The sequence below is a fragment of the Bifidobacterium cebidarum genome (assembly GCF_009193305.1).
GTDB classification, from domain to species: domain Bacteria; phylum Actinomycetota; class Actinomycetes; order Actinomycetales; family Bifidobacteriaceae; genus Bifidobacterium; species Bifidobacterium cebidarum.
This window is the reverse complement of sequence record NZ_WBVS01000014.1, coordinates 1-15530: the sequence shown is the minus strand read 5'-3', so window position 1 is coordinate 15530 and position 15530 is coordinate 1. Positions and strand designations below refer to the sequence as shown.

The following is a 15530-nucleotide window of genomic DNA, read 5'->3' as shown; positions in this document are numbered from 1 at the left end:
TGGGCTCTTAATGTCGGCTATTACAATGTCGTGCGATGACACAAGCGAAGCAATCGAAACAGTCAAAAACGCAGGATAAGACACAGACCAAAGCATCATCCGCCAAGCGCGCCAACAGCGCAAAAAGTAGGGCTCGCGGAACAAAGGCCACAAACCGTAAGCCTTTGAATTGCAAGCAATGGTGGAAGCATGCGAGCCTTGGCAAGAAGATCAAGGCCGTGCTTATTTCCATCGTGGCTGCACTATGCGCGATGGCGCTTGCCATGGGTACCGTTCGCTTCGTTGAATGGCGTCTCGAAGTCAAGGAAGCGGAGGCTCGTCAGCTGCAGCTCACGCAGGAATATGACTTTGACCCTGGAGATATCATCTCTGATGGCCAGTTCTTCAATGGCAATGCGATGAGCGAATCCGAAGTGCAGGCATTCCTTGATGAAAAAGGGGCTGCATGCAACGGCACCGAGTGTCTGAAGTCGAAGACGTTCGATACCACCAATGAACCTGCGGACGAGTATTGCGACGCCTATAAAGGCGCCAAGGCAGAGACCGCGGCCGCCATCATCACCAAATCAGCCAAAGCTTGCGGCATCAGCCAAAAAGTATTGCTCACCGTGCTGCAAAAAGAGCAGCATTTGGTCAGCGCCACCGAAATCACCGATTTCCAGTACAAGTCGGCGATGGGCTTAAGCTGCCCGGATGATGCGAATTGCGACCCGGAGTATGCCGGTTTCTTCAAACAGGTATACGGTGCCGCCAAACGCTACCAGTATTACACCGCCCACGAAGACCGCTACGGATATCATGCGAACGCATTGAATTACGTGCAGTATCACCCGAATGCATCCTGCGGTGGCACCAATGTCTATATCAAGAACAAGGCCACCGCATTGTTGTACATCTACACGCCATACCAGCCGAATGAAGCTGCACTGGCAGCCGGCGTCGGGGAAGGCGATTCCTGCTCAAGTTATGGCAATCGCAATTTCTCCATCATCTACGAAGGCTGGTTCGGCTCGCCGCGCGGCTGACTGCTGGTTCAGCGTTCGATGCGCTTGCCCACGTATGGTCCAAGCATCATCGACATCACCATGGCGAGCAGAGCGAAGATAGCGCCCACCGGGCCAAGCCAAGTCAAGCCCAGGAAATCATTCGCGACGCCACCAACTGCGGAGCCAATGGCGATACCGATATTGAACGACATCGAGTTGAGCGAGGCGGCCAGATTCATCGAACCCGGGTGGGATTGCGCGGCCACATCCATGTACAGCACCTGCGAGGATGCGTTGAACAGATACATGAACATGCCCAGCACAATCAGTACGAACGCACCATACAAAGACACCACATGCGCCACCGCCAATGAAGCCAGCAATGCGGCATGCGCGAGGAACACCCAACGCAGATGGTAGAGCGGCTCCACTCCCCTGCCATGTTCGGCAAGCTTGCCGGCGTACAGGTTGCTCCACAGGCAGGCCACGCCGTACACCACAAGCCCCAAGCTGATGTACTGTTCAGGCATCTTCACTTCATCACGCAGGATTGGCGTCAGATAGGTGTAGAACACGTAGCTGGATGCGGCACCGCACACCACGGTAAGCACGCCCAGATGAATACGCCGGTCGAAGAACAGGCGGAACTGCGAGAGGAAGCCGACTCTGATGATGTGGCTATTGCGTGGAAGCACCACGAACATGAGCACCAGCAGCACGATCGTCAGTACCGAAATCAGATAGAACGTCACACGCCAACCAAACGTGTTCGCCACCCACGTGCCCACCGGCACGCCCACCACGGAGGCGATGGAGAAACCGGAGAACACCCAGGCGATGAACTTCGTACGGTACTTGTCCGTGGTCACGTCCGGGGCGAACGTCATGGAGATGGCCACCAAAGTTCCGGAGACCGAAGCAATAAGCAGTCGAGCAATCAACAGCACCGGATAATTCGGAGCGAACGCGCATAGAATGTTGCCGGCCAAGAACACACCCATCAGCGTCAGATATGTGGCAAAGCGCGGGAATCGGCCGGAGATCGCGGAGCCCAGAGGCGTGCAGGGTGCATACACGAACGCGAATATGGCCACGAGATTGCCCACGGTGACTTCGGAGACCTTCAGACCGGAGGCGATATCCGGCAGAATGCCGACCACCACGAATTCGCTCATGCCCAGCATGAAGCTGGCGAAAATCAAGATGTTGACCGGCAGGGTGAAGAAACGATCATTGCGTTGTTTTTCGCTCGTATTCTCTCCATTGTCGGATTGTGCGATCTGGGTCTTCTCAGTCATTACCATCTCCCCGCATTACTCTTCCGTGAAGATGGTATTGACGCACCCCTACATTGCGGGGCATGAGACACGCATAGACGCGATCATTCACATATTCTTCTCCCTTGTGTTCCTTCCTACTCACCGTAGAATGGTCTTCAACACGAAAAGCGCCAAAGGGGATGCCATGGGTTTTACGAATCATGATGATGACTACGTCTCCCCATTCGATGACGGATTGCCACCGTACATCGCCCCTTCCCGGCGCGCCGACTATCTTTCCGAAATCGTTGAGACCAAGCACCAGATGCATGAAGCGGCTGAGCAACGTGAGAAGCAATGGGCTATGGCCGCACGCAAATCGACCGAACAGCGTGCTGCCCAAGTCAAACGTGAAGCAGCCACGCAGCAGACTCGTGCACGTCAACGGAATAATCCCAAACGTGACGGTCGCCAACAACAGCGCACACAGAATGCACAACACCAAGAACACGGTACAATACGCCGGATGAATCCTGTCATCGCCCGGCAGAACGCACCGAAACACCGCAAAAAGCGCAACGCCTTCTTCTGGGTGATTATCGTGTGCGCCGTGGTCTGGGGCTTGGCTGATCCGCTGTTCGGCACCGCCAATGATTGGCTGGGATCACTCACGCATTCGCAAGCAAGCTCAAACACCAACGCATCAGAGCACAACGAATCCAATTACCATAGCGAAAGCAGCAATACTGCCGATCGCGATAGTCATGCCAAACGAACCACGGTGGAGAAAACCAGCGATGTGCTTGATGTTTCAGGCGAATCCCAAGGCGTGCTTACCATTGCGTCCGCTCAATCCGGTCCAAATGACTTCACTGGACAGCCTACGGTTATCGTGACGTTTACTTGGTCGAACACCAGTAAGAAAGCCATTACGTTCGATGCACTGACTCATCCCGAGGTATATCAGAACGGTTTGCAATTGAGAGAAATCACCTTCTCCAAAAACACTGAAGTGCCAGGATACAGCTATGAATCCGCGCAAACCGAGGTCAAACCCGGCAGCGAATTCAATACGACACTGGCATTTACATTACGAGATACATCCGCGCCAATATACGTGCAAAGCGATCGGTCCACGTGGTACCGGGAGAGCTATTTGATTGTCTCCGCGTTCACCCCGAATGGCGACGTCTCCTGGACACAGGTCGAATCCAACACGTTGGCGCCTGTCCCGCAAGCAACCAATGCTGATCGCAAAGATATGACAACTCTGGGGTCAACGGAATATGACACATTCTCCTATGCACTAGTCAGCGCACAGCGAGGCCCTGCAGACGCAATGGACAATCCCTCAGCCATTGTTTCGATTGATTGGATTAATGACACAGGCAACAATGCTTCGTTCAGCTATTTTGGCGAGGTATCTATTATGCAACATGGCGTGAAACTGGACAACGCCTACTACCTCACAAATCCTGAAGGGTTCGTGGACAACGGCAATATATTGAACAGCCAGCCCGGAGTGAAAGCCACTGTCCAATACGCTGTGGAGCTACGGGATGAAACATCCCCCATCACCGTGACGTTTACGCCTTACAACACTGGTAATAAAGCCGAGACCAAGACATTCCAGCTGGAGTAAGCAAAAAGGTCCTTGGATCTTATGACCAAGGACCTTCAGCGTGAATATCAATCGACGTTGCAATCGGCGTTACAGCTTCGGCAGATACTTCTTCAGCTCGTATGGAGTCACCTGATGGTTGTACTCCTCCCATTCCTGATGCTTGTTGTCCAGGAAGTAGCCGAATGCGTGTTCACCGAGCACGTCAGCCACGAAGTCGGATTTCTCCATGATCTTCAAGGCCTCGTCGAGCGAGCGCGGCAGCGGCTGGATGCCCATGGCCTGGCGCTCGCCATCGGTGAGCTCCCACACGTCATCGCTGGTGGGCTCGCCCAGCTGCATCTGCTTGTCTATGCCGTCAAGGCCTGCAGCCAGCAGCACCGAATAGGCCAGATACGGGTTGGCCACTGGGTCAAGCGCGCGGAACTCCATACGTGCGGAGTTGCCCTTGCCTGGCTTGTACTGCGGAATGCGCAGCAGCGCGGAACGGTTGTTGTGGCCCCAGCAAATGTAGCTCGGTGCCTCGTTGCCGCCCCACAGTCGCTTGTACGAGTTGACGTACTGATCGGTGACGGCGCAGATTTCCGCGGCATGGTAGAGGATACCGGCTGCGAACTGGCGGGCAGTCAGGGACATGTTGAATTCCTGACCAGCTTCGTAGAACGCGTTGGAATCACCTTCGAACAGGCTCAAGTGCGTATGCATGCCGGAGCCCGGAGCGTCGGCCAGAGGCTTCGGCATGAAGCTGGCATGGATGCCACGCTCCAGCGAAATCTCCTTGACCACCGTGCGGAAGGTCATGATGTTGTCTGCCGTGGTCAGTGCATCGGCGTAGCGCAGATCGATTTCGTTCTGGCCAGGACCAGCCTCATGGTGCGAGTACTCCACCGAGATGCCCATCTGCTCAAGCATGTTCACGGTGGCGCGACGGAAGTCCATGCCAGGGCTGCGCGGCACATGGTCGAAGTAGCCACCCTCGTCGATTGGGGTGGGAGCCTTGGACCAATCATCCTGGCTTTCGAACAGGTAGAATTCGATTTCCGGATGCACGTAGAACGTGAAGCCCTTGTCCTTGGCCTTGGCGAGCGCACGCTTCAGCACGTGACGCGGATCACCCAATGACGGCTCGCCGTCCGGGGTCAGAATATCGCAGAACATGCGCGCGGTACCCTGCGGGCCACCACGCCACGGCAGGATTTGGAAGGTGGAAGGATCGGGGTGAACGATCATATCGTCTTCGGAAACACGAGTCATGCCCTCGATTGCGGAACCATCGAAGCCAAGACCCTCTTCAAATGCGGCTTCGAGTTCGGCCGGAGCAATGGCCACGGATTTCAGTGTTCCCAGCACATCCGTAAACCAAAGACGAATAAAGCGCACGTCGCGTTCCTCGACTGTGCGCAGTGCAAACTCCTGCTGTTTATCCATAACGGCCAATAGTTCCATACCCGTGTTACGAGTCGCGTTAACATCCCAAGTTCTCTCTGAGTTAGAGTAGGAAACCATGAGCGAAGATCATCTGACCCCGTCTGTCAACCCGCCCGTGGATGTGACCAGTTGGAAGCAGGCCCGCGACCCTCGTGATCGTTCACGTGCCGGCATCAAAGCGCGCAATGCAGCACCGCTTGAATCACATGCCGTTTGGCAGGTTCGTTCCGGCAGGCGTGAAGCCATCAGCCTGTTAGAGGAACAGTCCGCGATCCGCGTTCCGGAGCTGATTCCACTGCGCTACAAGCGCATGAGCATAAGCCCGTTCACCTTCTACCGCGGCACTGTGCTCATCATGACCAATGATCTGGCGTCTACGCCGGTCACCGGCATTCCGGTGCAGTGCGTGGGCGATGCGCATATCGGCAACTTCGGTATCTTCCGCTCCCCTTCCGCCCGCTTAGTGTTCGATATCAACGATTTTGATGAGACCGCCATTGGCCCGTGGGAATGGGATTTGAAACGATTGGCCGTTTCCGTCGAGATTTGCGGGCGCGCCAATAAGCTCAAAACCAAGGATCGCCGTGCCGCGGTGCTGCAATGTGTGCGTACGTACCGCGAGCGCATGAAGTGGTTCTCCGAAATGGATTATCTGGATGCCTGGTATGAGCATCTGGATGTTGAGGAGACGCTGGATCGTTTTGAGACCAGTGGCTCCAAGCGCAATCCCGTGCTGCGTGAGGCTGCGATGAAGGCGCTGCTGAAGGATAACGATGCCGCAGCCGCGAAACTGTGTCGCTATGAAGGCGGCAAGCTGCGCTTCAAGTCCAATCCTCCGGAATTGGTACCGATTAATGAGCTCACTGATTACGCCGATCCCGAAGCGTTGCAGGCGCGTCTTGATACGCTGCTGGAAAGCTATCGGCATTCCCTGTATGACGATCGCCGTATGGTGTTCGACCATCTGCGCTATCAGGATTCTGCCCGCAAGGTGGTGGGCGTCGGCTCGGTTGGCCAGCGTGCTTGGACATCCGTATGGATCGCCCGCGATATCGACGATCCAATGATGCTGCAGATGAAGGAAGCCACCTATTCGGTGCTTGAGCATTACTGTGGCGCATCCCGTTACGCCACGCATGGCGAGCGCGTGGTGCAGGGGCAGAAGCTGATTCAGAGCACCGCTGATGTGCTGTTGGGTTGGTCGAGTTTCATGGCTGAGGATGGACGCAAACGTGATTACTATGTGCGCCAGCTGTGGAACGGCAAGGGATCGATCGACATCGATAATCTCAATGCTTCCGGTTTGAGCGATCTGTCACGTATGTGCGCATGGTCGTTGGCCCACGCACATGCCCGTACCGGCGACTCCATCGCCATTGCCAATTACATGGGCGGCACCGACGAATTCGATCAGGCCATCGCTTCATTCGCGGTGAGCTATGCCGAACAGAACGATGAGGATTACGCCGTGTTCAAGAAGCTCGTCAAGTCCGGCGATCTGCCGTGCGCCAAGTAATGATAGTGGCGGTTACCAATGCCATATGGTGACCGCCACTATCGAATTGGAACCGATCTATTTACTGCGCGACTTCCAATGCTTCCTGGAGTGTGAAGGCTCGCGCGTAGAGGGATTTGCCGAGGATTGCGGCGTCCACGCCCAAATCGGCCAGCGTCTTGATTGCACGCAGGTCGTCCAGCTTGGAAATGCCGCCGGATGCGGTCACCTTGGCGTTGGTGCGCTCGGCCACTTCGCGCAGCAGTTCGATGTTCGGGCCGGACATCATGCCGTCCTTGGCCACGTCGGTCACCACGTAGCGCGAGCAGCCCACGGAATCCAAGAACTTCATGGTTTCGAACAGGTCGCCGCCTTCACGGGTCCAACCGCGTGCAGCCAGCGTGTGACCACGCACATCGAGGCCAACCGCCACGCGGTCACCGTACTTCTTGATGACCGATGCGGTCCAATCCGGATTCTCCAGCGCCGCAGTGCCAATGTTCACGCGTGCGGCACCGGCTTCCAGAGCAGCATCCAGCGAATCATCGTCGCGCACACCACCGGAAAGTTCGATATTCACCTTATCGCCAAGTTCATGAACGATCTGGCGCAGCTGGTCACGGTTATTACCCGTACCAAAAGCGGCGTCCAAATCGACCAGATGAATCCATTCGGCACCGGCCTCGACCCACGTGCGGGCGGCCTCGAACGGGGAGCCGTAATCGGTTTCGGAACCGGATTCGCCTTGGCGCAGGCGCACGGCCTTACCGTCACGCACGTCAACGGCGGGGAGCAGAGTCAACGACATAGTAATAAACCTTTCTTCAATACTTGACGGCAAGTTATTGCAGCCCCAAGTTGTTACAACGTTGCAATCCAGTTCTTCAGCAGCTGGGCCCCAGCGGCACCGGACTTCTCCGGGTGGAACTGGGTGGCGAACAGTGGACCACGTTCGTAGGCGGCCACGAATCGGGAGCGGTCGTACTGGCACCAACTCACATGCTCAGTCTCTCCACTCAAATCAATCGAGAAGCGGGAGGTATCGGCCTCGCTTACCCCCATGGCGGCGTAGGAGTGCACGAAGTAGAAGCGCTCATGCTCCACGCCCTTCAGCAGCACGGAACCCTCAGCAGCCTCGACGGTGTCCCACCCCATGTGCGGTACCACATCGGCATCCAGTGGGTCCACGGAACCGCCGATCAAACCGACGCCATCAGCCTGCTCGCCATGTTCGGTACCGTGCTCGAACATGATCTGTTCGCCGACGCACACGCCAAGCACCGGGCGGCCGGCGCGAATACGGTCGTAGATGACGCGATCGCCGTCCACTTGCTTCAGGCCTTCCATGCATGCCGCGAACGCACCGACGCCGGGCACCACGAGGCCATCCGCTTCGAGCGCTTGACGGTAGTCGGATGTCAATGTCGTATCGACGCCCAGATTGGCGAGCGCGCGTACCATGGAGCGCACGTTGCCGAACCCATAATCAAAGACGACTGCCTTGGTCATAAGTCTCTCCCCTGCCTTGTGATTTCCGAATGATTATTCGATGCGCGAACCGCGACCAGCACGACCCTGCTTGGTGTGCTTGGCAATGATTTCCATTGCCTGATCATGGTCAAGTTCCGCAGAGTTCACGACTTCGAATCCTTGGCTTTTGAGCTGCATCAGCGTTACGATGCCGAGCATCAGATCCTCGACGAATCGTGGCGTGGAATTGAACAGCACCGGCGGCGCAAAGGTCTGGCCGGCTTCGCCCTGCATATACATCGTTGCTTCAAGCTTGTCGGCGCGATTCACCGCCAGCACCACGGCCATGCCGGATACCACGGTGGTCAAATCCTTGGCTGCCGCTTCCGGACCGTCGCCATCGAGGTTTTTCAGTACCGCAATGGCACCTTGATTGGATCCGATGCACTCAGCCGAGATATCGGAAAGCTGGCAGAATGCGGCCAATAGGTCGGCGGCGGCGATGCGGGTGACGATCAATGCGATCTTCGCCTTATTGCCGAGCAATCCGGCCAGTTCATTATCGAAGCCGACCGAGGGGTCGACCACGTCGGCCATCGCCTCATTGACGGCATCGGCTACGCTTGTCACATCGGCGGCATCAGCGGAATCAGCGTTGGCAGAGGCATCAGCCTTGTTCGCATCCTCATCGGCGAATTCCTTCTCGAATCCGGCAAGCGCCGCTTCCAGTTCCTCGTCCGAGAAGTGCGATTCGTTATCTGAGTCTGAATTCTGATTCAGATTCTTATCGTCGATATCGTCCGCCATCACAGGGCTCCCTTGGTGCTCGGAATCAGACCTTCGATACGCGGGTCGGGCTCGATGGCGAAACGCAGTGCACGGGCCAGTGCCTTGAATTCGGCTTCGGCGATATGATGCGGGTCACGGCCGGCCAGCACCTGCATGTGCAGGCAGATACCGGCGTGCAGGGCGATGGATTCCATCACGTGACGCACGAGGGAGCCGGTGAAGTGGCCACCCATCATGCAGTATTCGAATCCTTCGGGTTCGCCGGAGCACACGCAGTATGGGCGACCGGAAATATCGACCACGGCCTTGGCCAGAGCTTCGTCCAGCGGCACGGTGGCATCGGCGAATCGACGGATGCCGCGCTTGTCTCCCAATGCTTGCTTCAGCGCTTCACCGAACACGATGGCCGTGTCTTCCACGGTGTGGTGCACGTCGATATCGGTGTCGCCATGGGCGTGAATCTTCAGATCGATCAGCGAATGTTTGCCAAGCGCATTCATCATGTGATTGTAGAACGGCACCGAAGTGTCGATGTCGGTCTGACCGGTACCGTCGAGGTTCAGCTCAAGGTCGATGTGTGATTCGCTGGTTTCGCGAACAATGTGTGCGGTTCTTGCCATCATGTCTCCTGATTATTGTGCGAGCGGAACGGCTGCGGCAGGGTCCGGGATGTACCGGTGCCCTGCCGCAGTTCCGAAGTGTGTTTGCCTAAGCTGCCTCAACGATGCGGAGCACTTCGGTAAGGGCGGCACGGAAGGTTGCCATCTCCTCATCGGTGCCCATGCATACGCGTAGCCAGCCGTCCGGACCGACCACACGGATGAGGACTCCGCGCTTCAACAGTTCGTCGAAGATGGCGTCACGCTTGTCGAAATGGCCGCCGAAGAGCAGGAAGTTGGAGCCGGATTCGGCTACTTCGAGGTTCTGCCCCTTGTAGGTCTGCTGCTTCAACCATTCGGCGGTGGCTTCGCGGGTTTCACGCAGGTGTTCCACGCGGCTCAGCTGTTCGTCGATGTGTTCGAATGCGGCCAGCGCGGCGGCCTGGGTCACGGCGGACAGGTGGTATGGCATACGCACGATACGCACGCAGTCGATGATGCCCTTGCTGGCGGCCAGGTAGCCGACGCGTGCACCGGCGAATGCGAAGGCCTTGCTCATCGTGCGGCTGACGGCCAGATTCGGGTGATCCTTGATCAGACTGACGGCGCTCGGGGTACCGGGCTTGCGGAACTCCACATAGGCTTCGTCAATGACGAGAATCGGGTGTACGCCTTCACCGGCACCTGCCACTTCGGCGGTCTCGCAGGCGGCGAGGATACGCTCGATGTCTTCCATCGGCAGCGGGGTGCCGGTCGGATTGTTCGGGCTGGTCAGCAGCACCATCGAAGGCTTGACCTCGTTGATGGCTTCGATGACCTTCTCCACGTTCAGCGTGAAATCAGGGTTGCGATGTGCCAGCTTCCAGCCGGTGAACGTGTCTCGTGCGTATTCCGGGTACATGGAATATGTGGGATCGGCACCCAGAGCCGTGCGACCGGGACCGCCGAAGGCTTGGAACAGCTGGAGCATGATTTCGTTGGAGCCGTTCGCGCCCCAAAGCTCGTCCACGTCCAGTCGTGCACCGGATTCGCGGGCCAAGTAATCGCTGAACGCCTTGCGCAGCTCGATATGCTCGCGATCCGGGTAACGGTTGAGCGTTGGGGCGATCTCACGCACACGCTTGGCGATGGTGTCGCAGACGGCCGGGTCCGGAGCGTACGGGTTTTCGTTGACGTTCAGGCAGACCGGCACGTCGAGCTGCGGAGCGCCGTACGGCTCCTCGCCGATCAGGTCGTTGCGCAGCGGCAGGTTCGAGGGGATAGTGCTCACAGCAGACCAGCTTCCTTTTCCTGTTCGCGCAGGGTTTCCTTGTTGTACGGGTCTTCCACGAAGCGAGAGAGCACGCATTCGCCGTGTGCCGGCAAATCTTCGGAGACCGCGAACGCGTTGATACGGGCGGCCAGCTCCTTTAGGCCTTCCTCGTCATATTCGATGACTTCGACCGGCTTCATGAAGGTGTGCACGCCGAGGCCTGCGGCGAAACGGGCGGTGCCACCGGTGGGCAGCACGTGGTTGGAGCCGGACATGTAGTCGCCCAGCGGCACCGGGGAGTACGGGCCGCGGAAGATGGCGCCGGCGTTCTTGATGCGCTTGACCACGGCGTCCGCGTCCTTGGTCTGGATTTCCAAGTGCTCGGCGGCATAGGCGTTGGCGGCGTCGATGGACTGATCAAGACCGTCAGTCAGCACGATGGCGGACTGCGTGCCGGACAGCGAGGTGTGTACGCGCTCGGCGTGCTCGGTCTTCGGCACACGGTAGTTGAGGTTCTCCTGCACCTTGTCGGCCAGTTCAGGGGAATCGGTGAACAGCACGGAGCCGGCAAGCTCGTCATGCTCGGCCTGACCGATCAGATCGGCGGCGAGCAGGCTTGGGTTGGCGTCCTTATCGGCGATGATGCCGATTTCAGTCGGGCCGGCCACAGCGTCAATGCCCACGAAGGCGGAGACCAGTGACTTGGCGGTGGCCACGAAGATGTTGCCCGGGCCGGTGATCTTGTCGACCGGATCGCACAGCACGTCGCCGTCCTGGGGCTCGGAGCCCTTGGCGCCGTAAGCGAACATGGCGATGGCCTGTGCGCCACCGACCGCATACACTTCGTCAACGCCGAGGATGGCGCAAGTGGCGAGGATGGTCTTGTTCGGCAGACCTTCTGCATTGTCGCGGGCCGGCGGAGTGGCAATAGCCAAGGATTCAACGCCTGCGGCCTGTGCCGGCACGGCGTTCATAATCACGGAAGACGGGTAGACGGCCTTGCCGCCGGGCACATACAGTCCAACACGCTGAATCGGAATCCAGCGTTCCGCAACGCGTGCGCCAGGAGCCAGATCCGTGTGGAAGTCCTTCGGCACCTGGTTCTTGGCCACGGCGCGGGCACGACGGACGGACTCCTCGATGGCGGCACGAACCTCAGGGTCAAGCGTGGTGAGCGCATCCTTGATCGCTTCGGCCGGCACGCGCAGGTTCTTGGGGCGCACATGGTCGAACTTTTCCTCAAAGTCACGCAGGGCCGCAGCACCGCGCTCCTTGACGTCGTCAAGAATCGGGCGCACCAGATCGGTGGCTTCGGAAGTGCCCATTGCGGCACGCGGCATCGCGGCCAGCAGTTCGGCACGGGACAGTTTCTGACCACGCAGGTCGATGATTCGCATGATTTTCTCGCTCATAACGCCTCATCGTAGCAATGTAAAGCCACGAAGTGCCCGGAAACGTTCACTTTCACCCGTATCGTGAGATATCAGGCAGTTTCGTCAACCTGTTTCATCAATCGGCGCGAACTGAAAAACCGTATAGTATGCCGTCGTCTACTGCCAAGTCTGTTACCTTGACCTGCTGCACTTCAGCCCACCGTGGTCCCTGCCGTAAGGCTGATACAAAGGCGTCCACAGCTTCATCATCTCCTTGCGCATCGACCTCAACCGAACCGTCGCGACGATTGCGCACCCATCCGGCAATGCCGAGTCTGCGTGCCTGCATTACTGCAAAGTAACGGAAACCGACGCCCTGCACCAGACCAATGACGATAATATGTTGATGCACTGTGTTCATTAATATTGCCTCATACTATTACTCGTGCAAATGCTGCAATGCCGGGTAGAGCGCGGTGAAATGCGGATAAAGTCTGTCATATATATGCACGGTTGCCGAATCCGGCACATAGGTAGTGGTTTCGGCGATGGTCGCAGCAAGGTTGGGCTGATTAAAGACCAGTGACGCGAGCGCTACTGCTGGCAGGATATCGGCGTTGGCATATACATCGATTGCATGTCCCAACATATCGGCGATGATCTGGCACCATGCACGTTCGCGAGCGCCGCCGCCGATCAGGGAGATGGACACAGGCTCGGCGTCGAAACTTGCCATACCTTGGCGGATCGAGAACGCCACACCTTCCAAAGCGGCGCGAGCCATATCCGCTGCAGTAGTGTCTGGCGTAATGCCTACGTAGGCGCCGCGAATGGCCGGGTTCATGACCGGGAACCGTTCCCCCACCAAATACGGCAGGCACAGTACGCCATTGGCTCCAGGTGCCGATGATTCTATTAACTGATGCGCTTCGCCATAATCGCCGGCTGCGAATACGCCGGTCACCCATTTGTGCACATCTCCGGCGTTGAGGAACGGCACCGCGTTCACGAATCCCGGTTCCACGCCGAATGCGAGGTTCGCAGCACCGGGCTTATCGACGAATGGTTCCGGCGATACGGTGGCGATCCAGCCGGATGTGCCGATGTTGATGTTGTATTGGCCCGGTTTGGCCACACCGCTGGCGAATGTGGTGGCGCCAGCGTCTCCGATGCCGGCATACACCGGTGTGCCAGCCGCGAATCCGGTCAGCGCCGCAGCTGCCGGACAAACAGCGCCGATTGAATCCTGTGGCTTATGCAACTCGGGTAATACTGCGGCATTAATGCCAGCAGTCTCACACAGTTCCGTGTCCCACTGCCCTTCACAAATGTTCATGGCGCCTGCCGTGGAGCATGCGGCAATATCGCCGATGCACTGACCGGTCAGTTGCGCGATGAGATAATCCTTGGAACTAATCAGTACGTGACACACGCGTGCGAACAGGTCAGGCTCATGATCGCGCAGCCACATCAGTTTCGGCAGTGGCAGGCAGCCTTCCAAACGATTGCCCACGGTGTTGAGGAATCGTGATGCGCCACCTTGGTAGGCGTTGCCGAGTTGTTCGGCTTCAGCATCCGCGCGACCATCCGAATACAGGATCGCATTGCCAACCGGCTTGAGTTGCCCATCCAGCGCGATGACGTCCTGCATCTGCCCGCTGAAGATGATGCCGGCAATCTGCGTAGCATCGAATGCTGGAGCGCTCTCTTGCGCTTGGACAAACATCGACTGGGACACTGCGCAGAACGCCTGCCACCATTCTCGTGGGTTCTGCTCACGCTTATCGCCGTCGATGATCAGCGTCAAGTCACGGCTTGCGCTGGCGACAATCCGCCCGTCTTCGGCCACCAACGCGCCTTTCAACGCCGTGGTTCCCGCATCAAACACCGCTGCATATCGCATAAATCCGCTCCTTTCATTCCACTCATTCCGCGCCAGAGAATGGCACTTCTCGGCTCCCCTGACAGGAGAGCTGCCCGCGGAAGGCGAGCCGAGGGATGGTTACAACGGCAATAGCACCACGATGCATCGTGACCATCTCATCAGCTTTCCGCCGATATTGCTTTGTACGACCGTTCTGCTTCGTAGAATAACTCACGAAAGTATTGATTCGAGTAAGCGAGGCATTATGGCGATTCAATCGACGATTACCCTCAACAATGGCACGGTGATTCCTCAGGTCGGTTTGGGTGTATTCCAGACCCCGGATGGCGAAACCACCATCAATGCGGTGCAGACCGCGCTGGAGAACGGCTACCGCCATATCGATACAGCAATGATCTACCGCAATGAGGCTTCCGTGGGCGAAGGCATCCGCCGCGCTGGTGTGCCGCGTGAGGATTTCTTCCTGACTACCAAGCTGTGGAACGATGATATTCGCGCGCACCGCGGACTGGATGCATTCCAGGAAAGCCTCGACCGCCTGGGTCTTGATTATGTGGATCTATATCTGATTCATTGGCCGGCTGATGGCTGGCAGCAGGCGTGGGATGATCTGCAGAAGATTTACGCCTCCGGCCGCGCCAAGGCCATTGGCGTGAGCAACTTCCAGCAGCATCATATCGAGGAGCTGCTGCAGAACAGTGATGTGGTGCCCGCGGTGGATCAGATCGAATCCTCCCCGCAGTTCACCAATCAGGAATTGATTGACTTCCTTGCCGGCAAAGGCATTCACACCGAGGCATGGAGCCCGTTGGGCGGCACTGGCGGCAACCTGCTTGCCGAACCCGTGCTTGCTGAGATCGGTGCGAAGTATGGCAAGTCCGCGGCTCAGGTGGTGATTCGTTGGCACATTCAGCGCGGCATCATCGTACTGCCGAAGTCCACGCATACCGAGCGCATCAAGCAGAACTTCGATATCTTCGACTTCAACTTGACGAGCGAGGATATGGCCGCCGTCACCGCGCTCAACACCAATCGTCGAAACGGCGCCGACCCGGACAACTTCGATTTCTGATCAGCCTAATTCGCTAATGAAAAAGCCTCTCAGATTGTTGTTCTGAGAGGCTTTACCGTTGTGTTTGTATCGCTTATGCATGAATACGCTAACAGCGTTGTGGATTTTATTCAGCTTGGATATGAATTGACCTCCGGGAGCTGTTGCTCAACCGGAGGCCAATGATGAAAAATAATGCGGCGGTGTGCTACTCTCCCACACCCTGTCGGGTGCAGTACCATCGCCGTGCCAGGCCTTAGCTTCCGGGTTCGGAATGGGACCGGGCGTCTCCCCTGGGCCATGACCGCCGCAAATCTTCAAT

14 protein-coding genes and 1 rRNA gene are annotated in these 15530 nt (G+C 57.5%); 4 read left to right on the top strand and 11 right to left on the bottom strand.

What is annotated here, in order from left to right; genetic code table 11:
• Nucleotides 1–35 precede the first annotated feature (35 nt).
• Nucleotides 36–1025 carry a hemagglutinin gene (locus F7D08_RS09520; protein WP_152210400.1) on the top strand — a complete coding sequence of 330 codons (990 nt, stop codon included), beginning with the start codon at nucleotides 36–38 and terminating at the stop codon, nucleotides 1023–1025.
• An 8-nt stretch (nucleotides 1026–1033) separates the two neighbouring features.
• On the opposite strand, the gene F7D08_RS09515 is transcribed toward F7D08_RS09520, so the two are convergent.
• Nucleotides 1034–2284 (bottom strand): MFS transporter, encoded by a 1251-nt coding sequence (locus F7D08_RS09515; protein WP_152210399.1) that lies wholly within the window; start codon nucleotides 2282–2284, stop codon nucleotides 1034–1036.
• A 130-nt stretch (nucleotides 2285–2414) separates the two neighbouring features.
• Between F7D08_RS09515 and F7D08_RS09510 the strand changes: the two genes are divergently transcribed.
• A complete protein-coding gene (locus F7D08_RS09510; protein ID WP_193316292.1) occupies nucleotides 2415–3887 on the top strand; it encodes a DUF5067 domain-containing protein in 1473 nt (490 codons plus the stop codon).
• Nucleotides 3888–3956: 69 nt separating this feature from the next.
• Here F7D08_RS09510 and glnA read toward each other — a convergent pair whose 3' ends face one another.
• Nucleotides 3957–5294, bottom strand: a complete 1338-nt coding sequence (gene glnA, locus F7D08_RS09505) for a type I glutamate--ammonia ligase (protein ID WP_100493791.1) — start codon at nucleotides 5292–5294, stop codon at nucleotides 3957–3959.
• Nucleotides 5295–5370: 76 nt separating this feature from the next.
• Between glnA and F7D08_RS09500 the strand changes: the two genes are divergently transcribed.
• The gene (locus F7D08_RS09500; RefSeq protein WP_152210397.1) at nucleotides 5371–6810 is read left to right on the top strand and encodes a DUF2252 domain-containing protein; all 1440 of its coding nucleotides are present in this window, start codon (nucleotides 5371–5373) and stop codon (nucleotides 6808–6810) included.
• A 61-nt stretch (nucleotides 6811–6871) separates the two neighbouring features.
• On the opposite strand, the gene priA is transcribed toward F7D08_RS09500, so the two are convergent.
• From priA to F7D08_RS09460, 8 genes are all read right to left on the bottom strand, one after another.
• Nucleotides 6872–7597, bottom strand: a complete 726-nt coding sequence (priA, locus tag F7D08_RS09495) for a bifunctional 1-(5-phosphoribosyl)-5-((5-phosphoribosylamino)methylideneamino)imidazole-4-carboxamide isomerase/phosphoribosylanthranilate isomerase PriA (RefSeq protein WP_152210396.1) — start codon at nucleotides 7595–7597, stop codon at nucleotides 6872–6874.
• 53 nt (nucleotides 7598–7650) lie between these two features.
• Entirely contained in the window at nucleotides 7651–8298 is a 648-nt protein-coding gene (gene hisH, locus F7D08_RS09490; RefSeq protein WP_152210395.1) for an imidazole glycerol phosphate synthase subunit HisH, read from the bottom strand.
• A gap of 33 nt (nucleotides 8299–8331) precedes the next feature.
• Nucleotides 8332–9066 carry a hypothetical protein gene (locus tag F7D08_RS09485; protein ID WP_152210394.1) on the bottom strand — a complete coding sequence of 245 codons (735 nt, stop codon included), beginning with the start codon at nucleotides 9064–9066 and terminating at the stop codon, nucleotides 8332–8334.
• Nucleotides 9066–9668 (bottom strand): imidazoleglycerol-phosphate dehydratase HisB, encoded by a 603-nt coding sequence (gene hisB, locus F7D08_RS09480; protein ID WP_100493782.1) that lies wholly within the window; start codon nucleotides 9666–9668, stop codon nucleotides 9066–9068. The genes F7D08_RS09485 and hisB overlap by 1 nt, the downstream gene beginning before the upstream one ends.
• Before the next feature lie 88 nt (nucleotides 9669–9756).
• A complete protein-coding gene (locus tag F7D08_RS09475; RefSeq protein ID WP_152210393.1) occupies nucleotides 9757–10917 on the bottom strand; it encodes a histidinol-phosphate transaminase in 1161 nt (386 codons plus the stop codon).
• Nucleotides 10914–12311, bottom strand: coding sequence for a histidinol dehydrogenase (hisD, locus tag F7D08_RS09470; RefSeq protein WP_193316291.1), 1398 nt, complete (start codon nucleotides 12309–12311; stop codon nucleotides 10914–10916). The genes F7D08_RS09475 and hisD overlap by 4 nt, the downstream gene beginning before the upstream one ends.
• 97 nt (nucleotides 12312–12408) lie before the next feature.
• Complete coding sequence (locus F7D08_RS09465) at nucleotides 12409–12693, bottom strand: acylphosphatase (RefSeq protein ID WP_152210392.1); 285 nt, start codon at nucleotides 12691–12693, stop codon at nucleotides 12409–12411.
• An 18-nt stretch (nucleotides 12694–12711) separates the two neighbouring features.
• Nucleotides 12712–14175: a xylulokinase gene (locus F7D08_RS09460; protein WP_152210391.1), complete on the bottom strand. Its 1464-nt coding sequence runs from the start codon at nucleotides 14173–14175 to the stop codon at nucleotides 12712–12714.
• Between the two features lie 226 nt (nucleotides 14176–14401).
• On the opposite strand from F7D08_RS09460, the gene F7D08_RS09455 reads away from it, so the two are divergent.
• Nucleotides 14402–15229, top strand: coding sequence for an aldo/keto reductase (locus F7D08_RS09455; RefSeq protein ID WP_152210390.1), 828 nt, complete (start codon nucleotides 14402–14404; stop codon nucleotides 15227–15229).
• 174 nt (nucleotides 15230–15403) lie between these two features.
• Here the strand turns inward: F7D08_RS09455 and rrf are convergent.
• Nucleotides 15404–15520, bottom strand: a 5S ribosomal RNA gene (rrf, locus tag F7D08_RS09450).
• Nucleotides 15521–15530: the final 10 nt, after the last annotated feature.

Coding starts and splice junctions, on each gene's coding strand:
- F7D08_RS09520 (WP_152210400.1), top strand. CDS start 36: ATGACACAAGCGAAGCAATCGAAACAGTCAAAAACGCAGGATAAGACA.
- F7D08_RS09515 (WP_152210399.1), bottom strand. CDS start 2,284: ATGACTGAGAAGACCCAGATCGCACAATCCGACAATGGAGAGAATACG.
- F7D08_RS09510 (WP_193316292.1), top strand. CDS start 2,415: ATGGTCTTCAACACGAAAAGCGCCAAAGGGGATGCCATGGGTTTTACG.
- glnA (WP_100493791.1), bottom strand. CDS start 5,294: ATGGATAAACAGCAGGAGTTTGCACTGCGCACAGTCGAGGAACGCGAC.
- F7D08_RS09500 (WP_152210397.1), top strand. CDS start 5,371: ATGAGCGAAGATCATCTGACCCCGTCTGTCAACCCGCCCGTGGATGTG.
- priA (WP_152210396.1), bottom strand. CDS start 7,597: ATGTCGTTGACTCTGCTCCCCGCCGTTGACGTGCGTGACGGTAAGGCC.
- hisH (WP_152210395.1), bottom strand. CDS start 8,298: ATGACCAAGGCAGTCGTCTTTGATTATGGGTTCGGCAACGTGCGCTCC.
- F7D08_RS09485 (WP_152210394.1), bottom strand. CDS start 9,066: ATGGCGGACGATATCGACGATAAGAATCTGAATCAGAATTCAGACTCA.
- hisB (WP_100493782.1), bottom strand. CDS start 9,668: ATGGCAAGAACCGCACACATTGTTCGCGAAACCAGCGAATCACACATC.
- hisD (WP_193316291.1), bottom strand. CDS start 12,311: ATGAGCGAGAAAATCATGCGAATCATCGACCTGCGTGGTCAGAAACTG.
- F7D08_RS09465 (WP_152210392.1), bottom strand. CDS start 12,693: ATGAACACAGTGCATCAACATATTATCGTCATTGGTCTGGTGCAGGGC.
- F7D08_RS09460 (WP_152210391.1), bottom strand. CDS start 14,175: ATGCGATATGCAGCGGTGTTTGATGCGGGAACCACGGCGTTGAAAGGC.
- F7D08_RS09455 (WP_152210390.1), top strand. CDS start 14,402: ATGGCGATTCAATCGACGATTACCCTCAACAATGGCACGGTGATTCCT.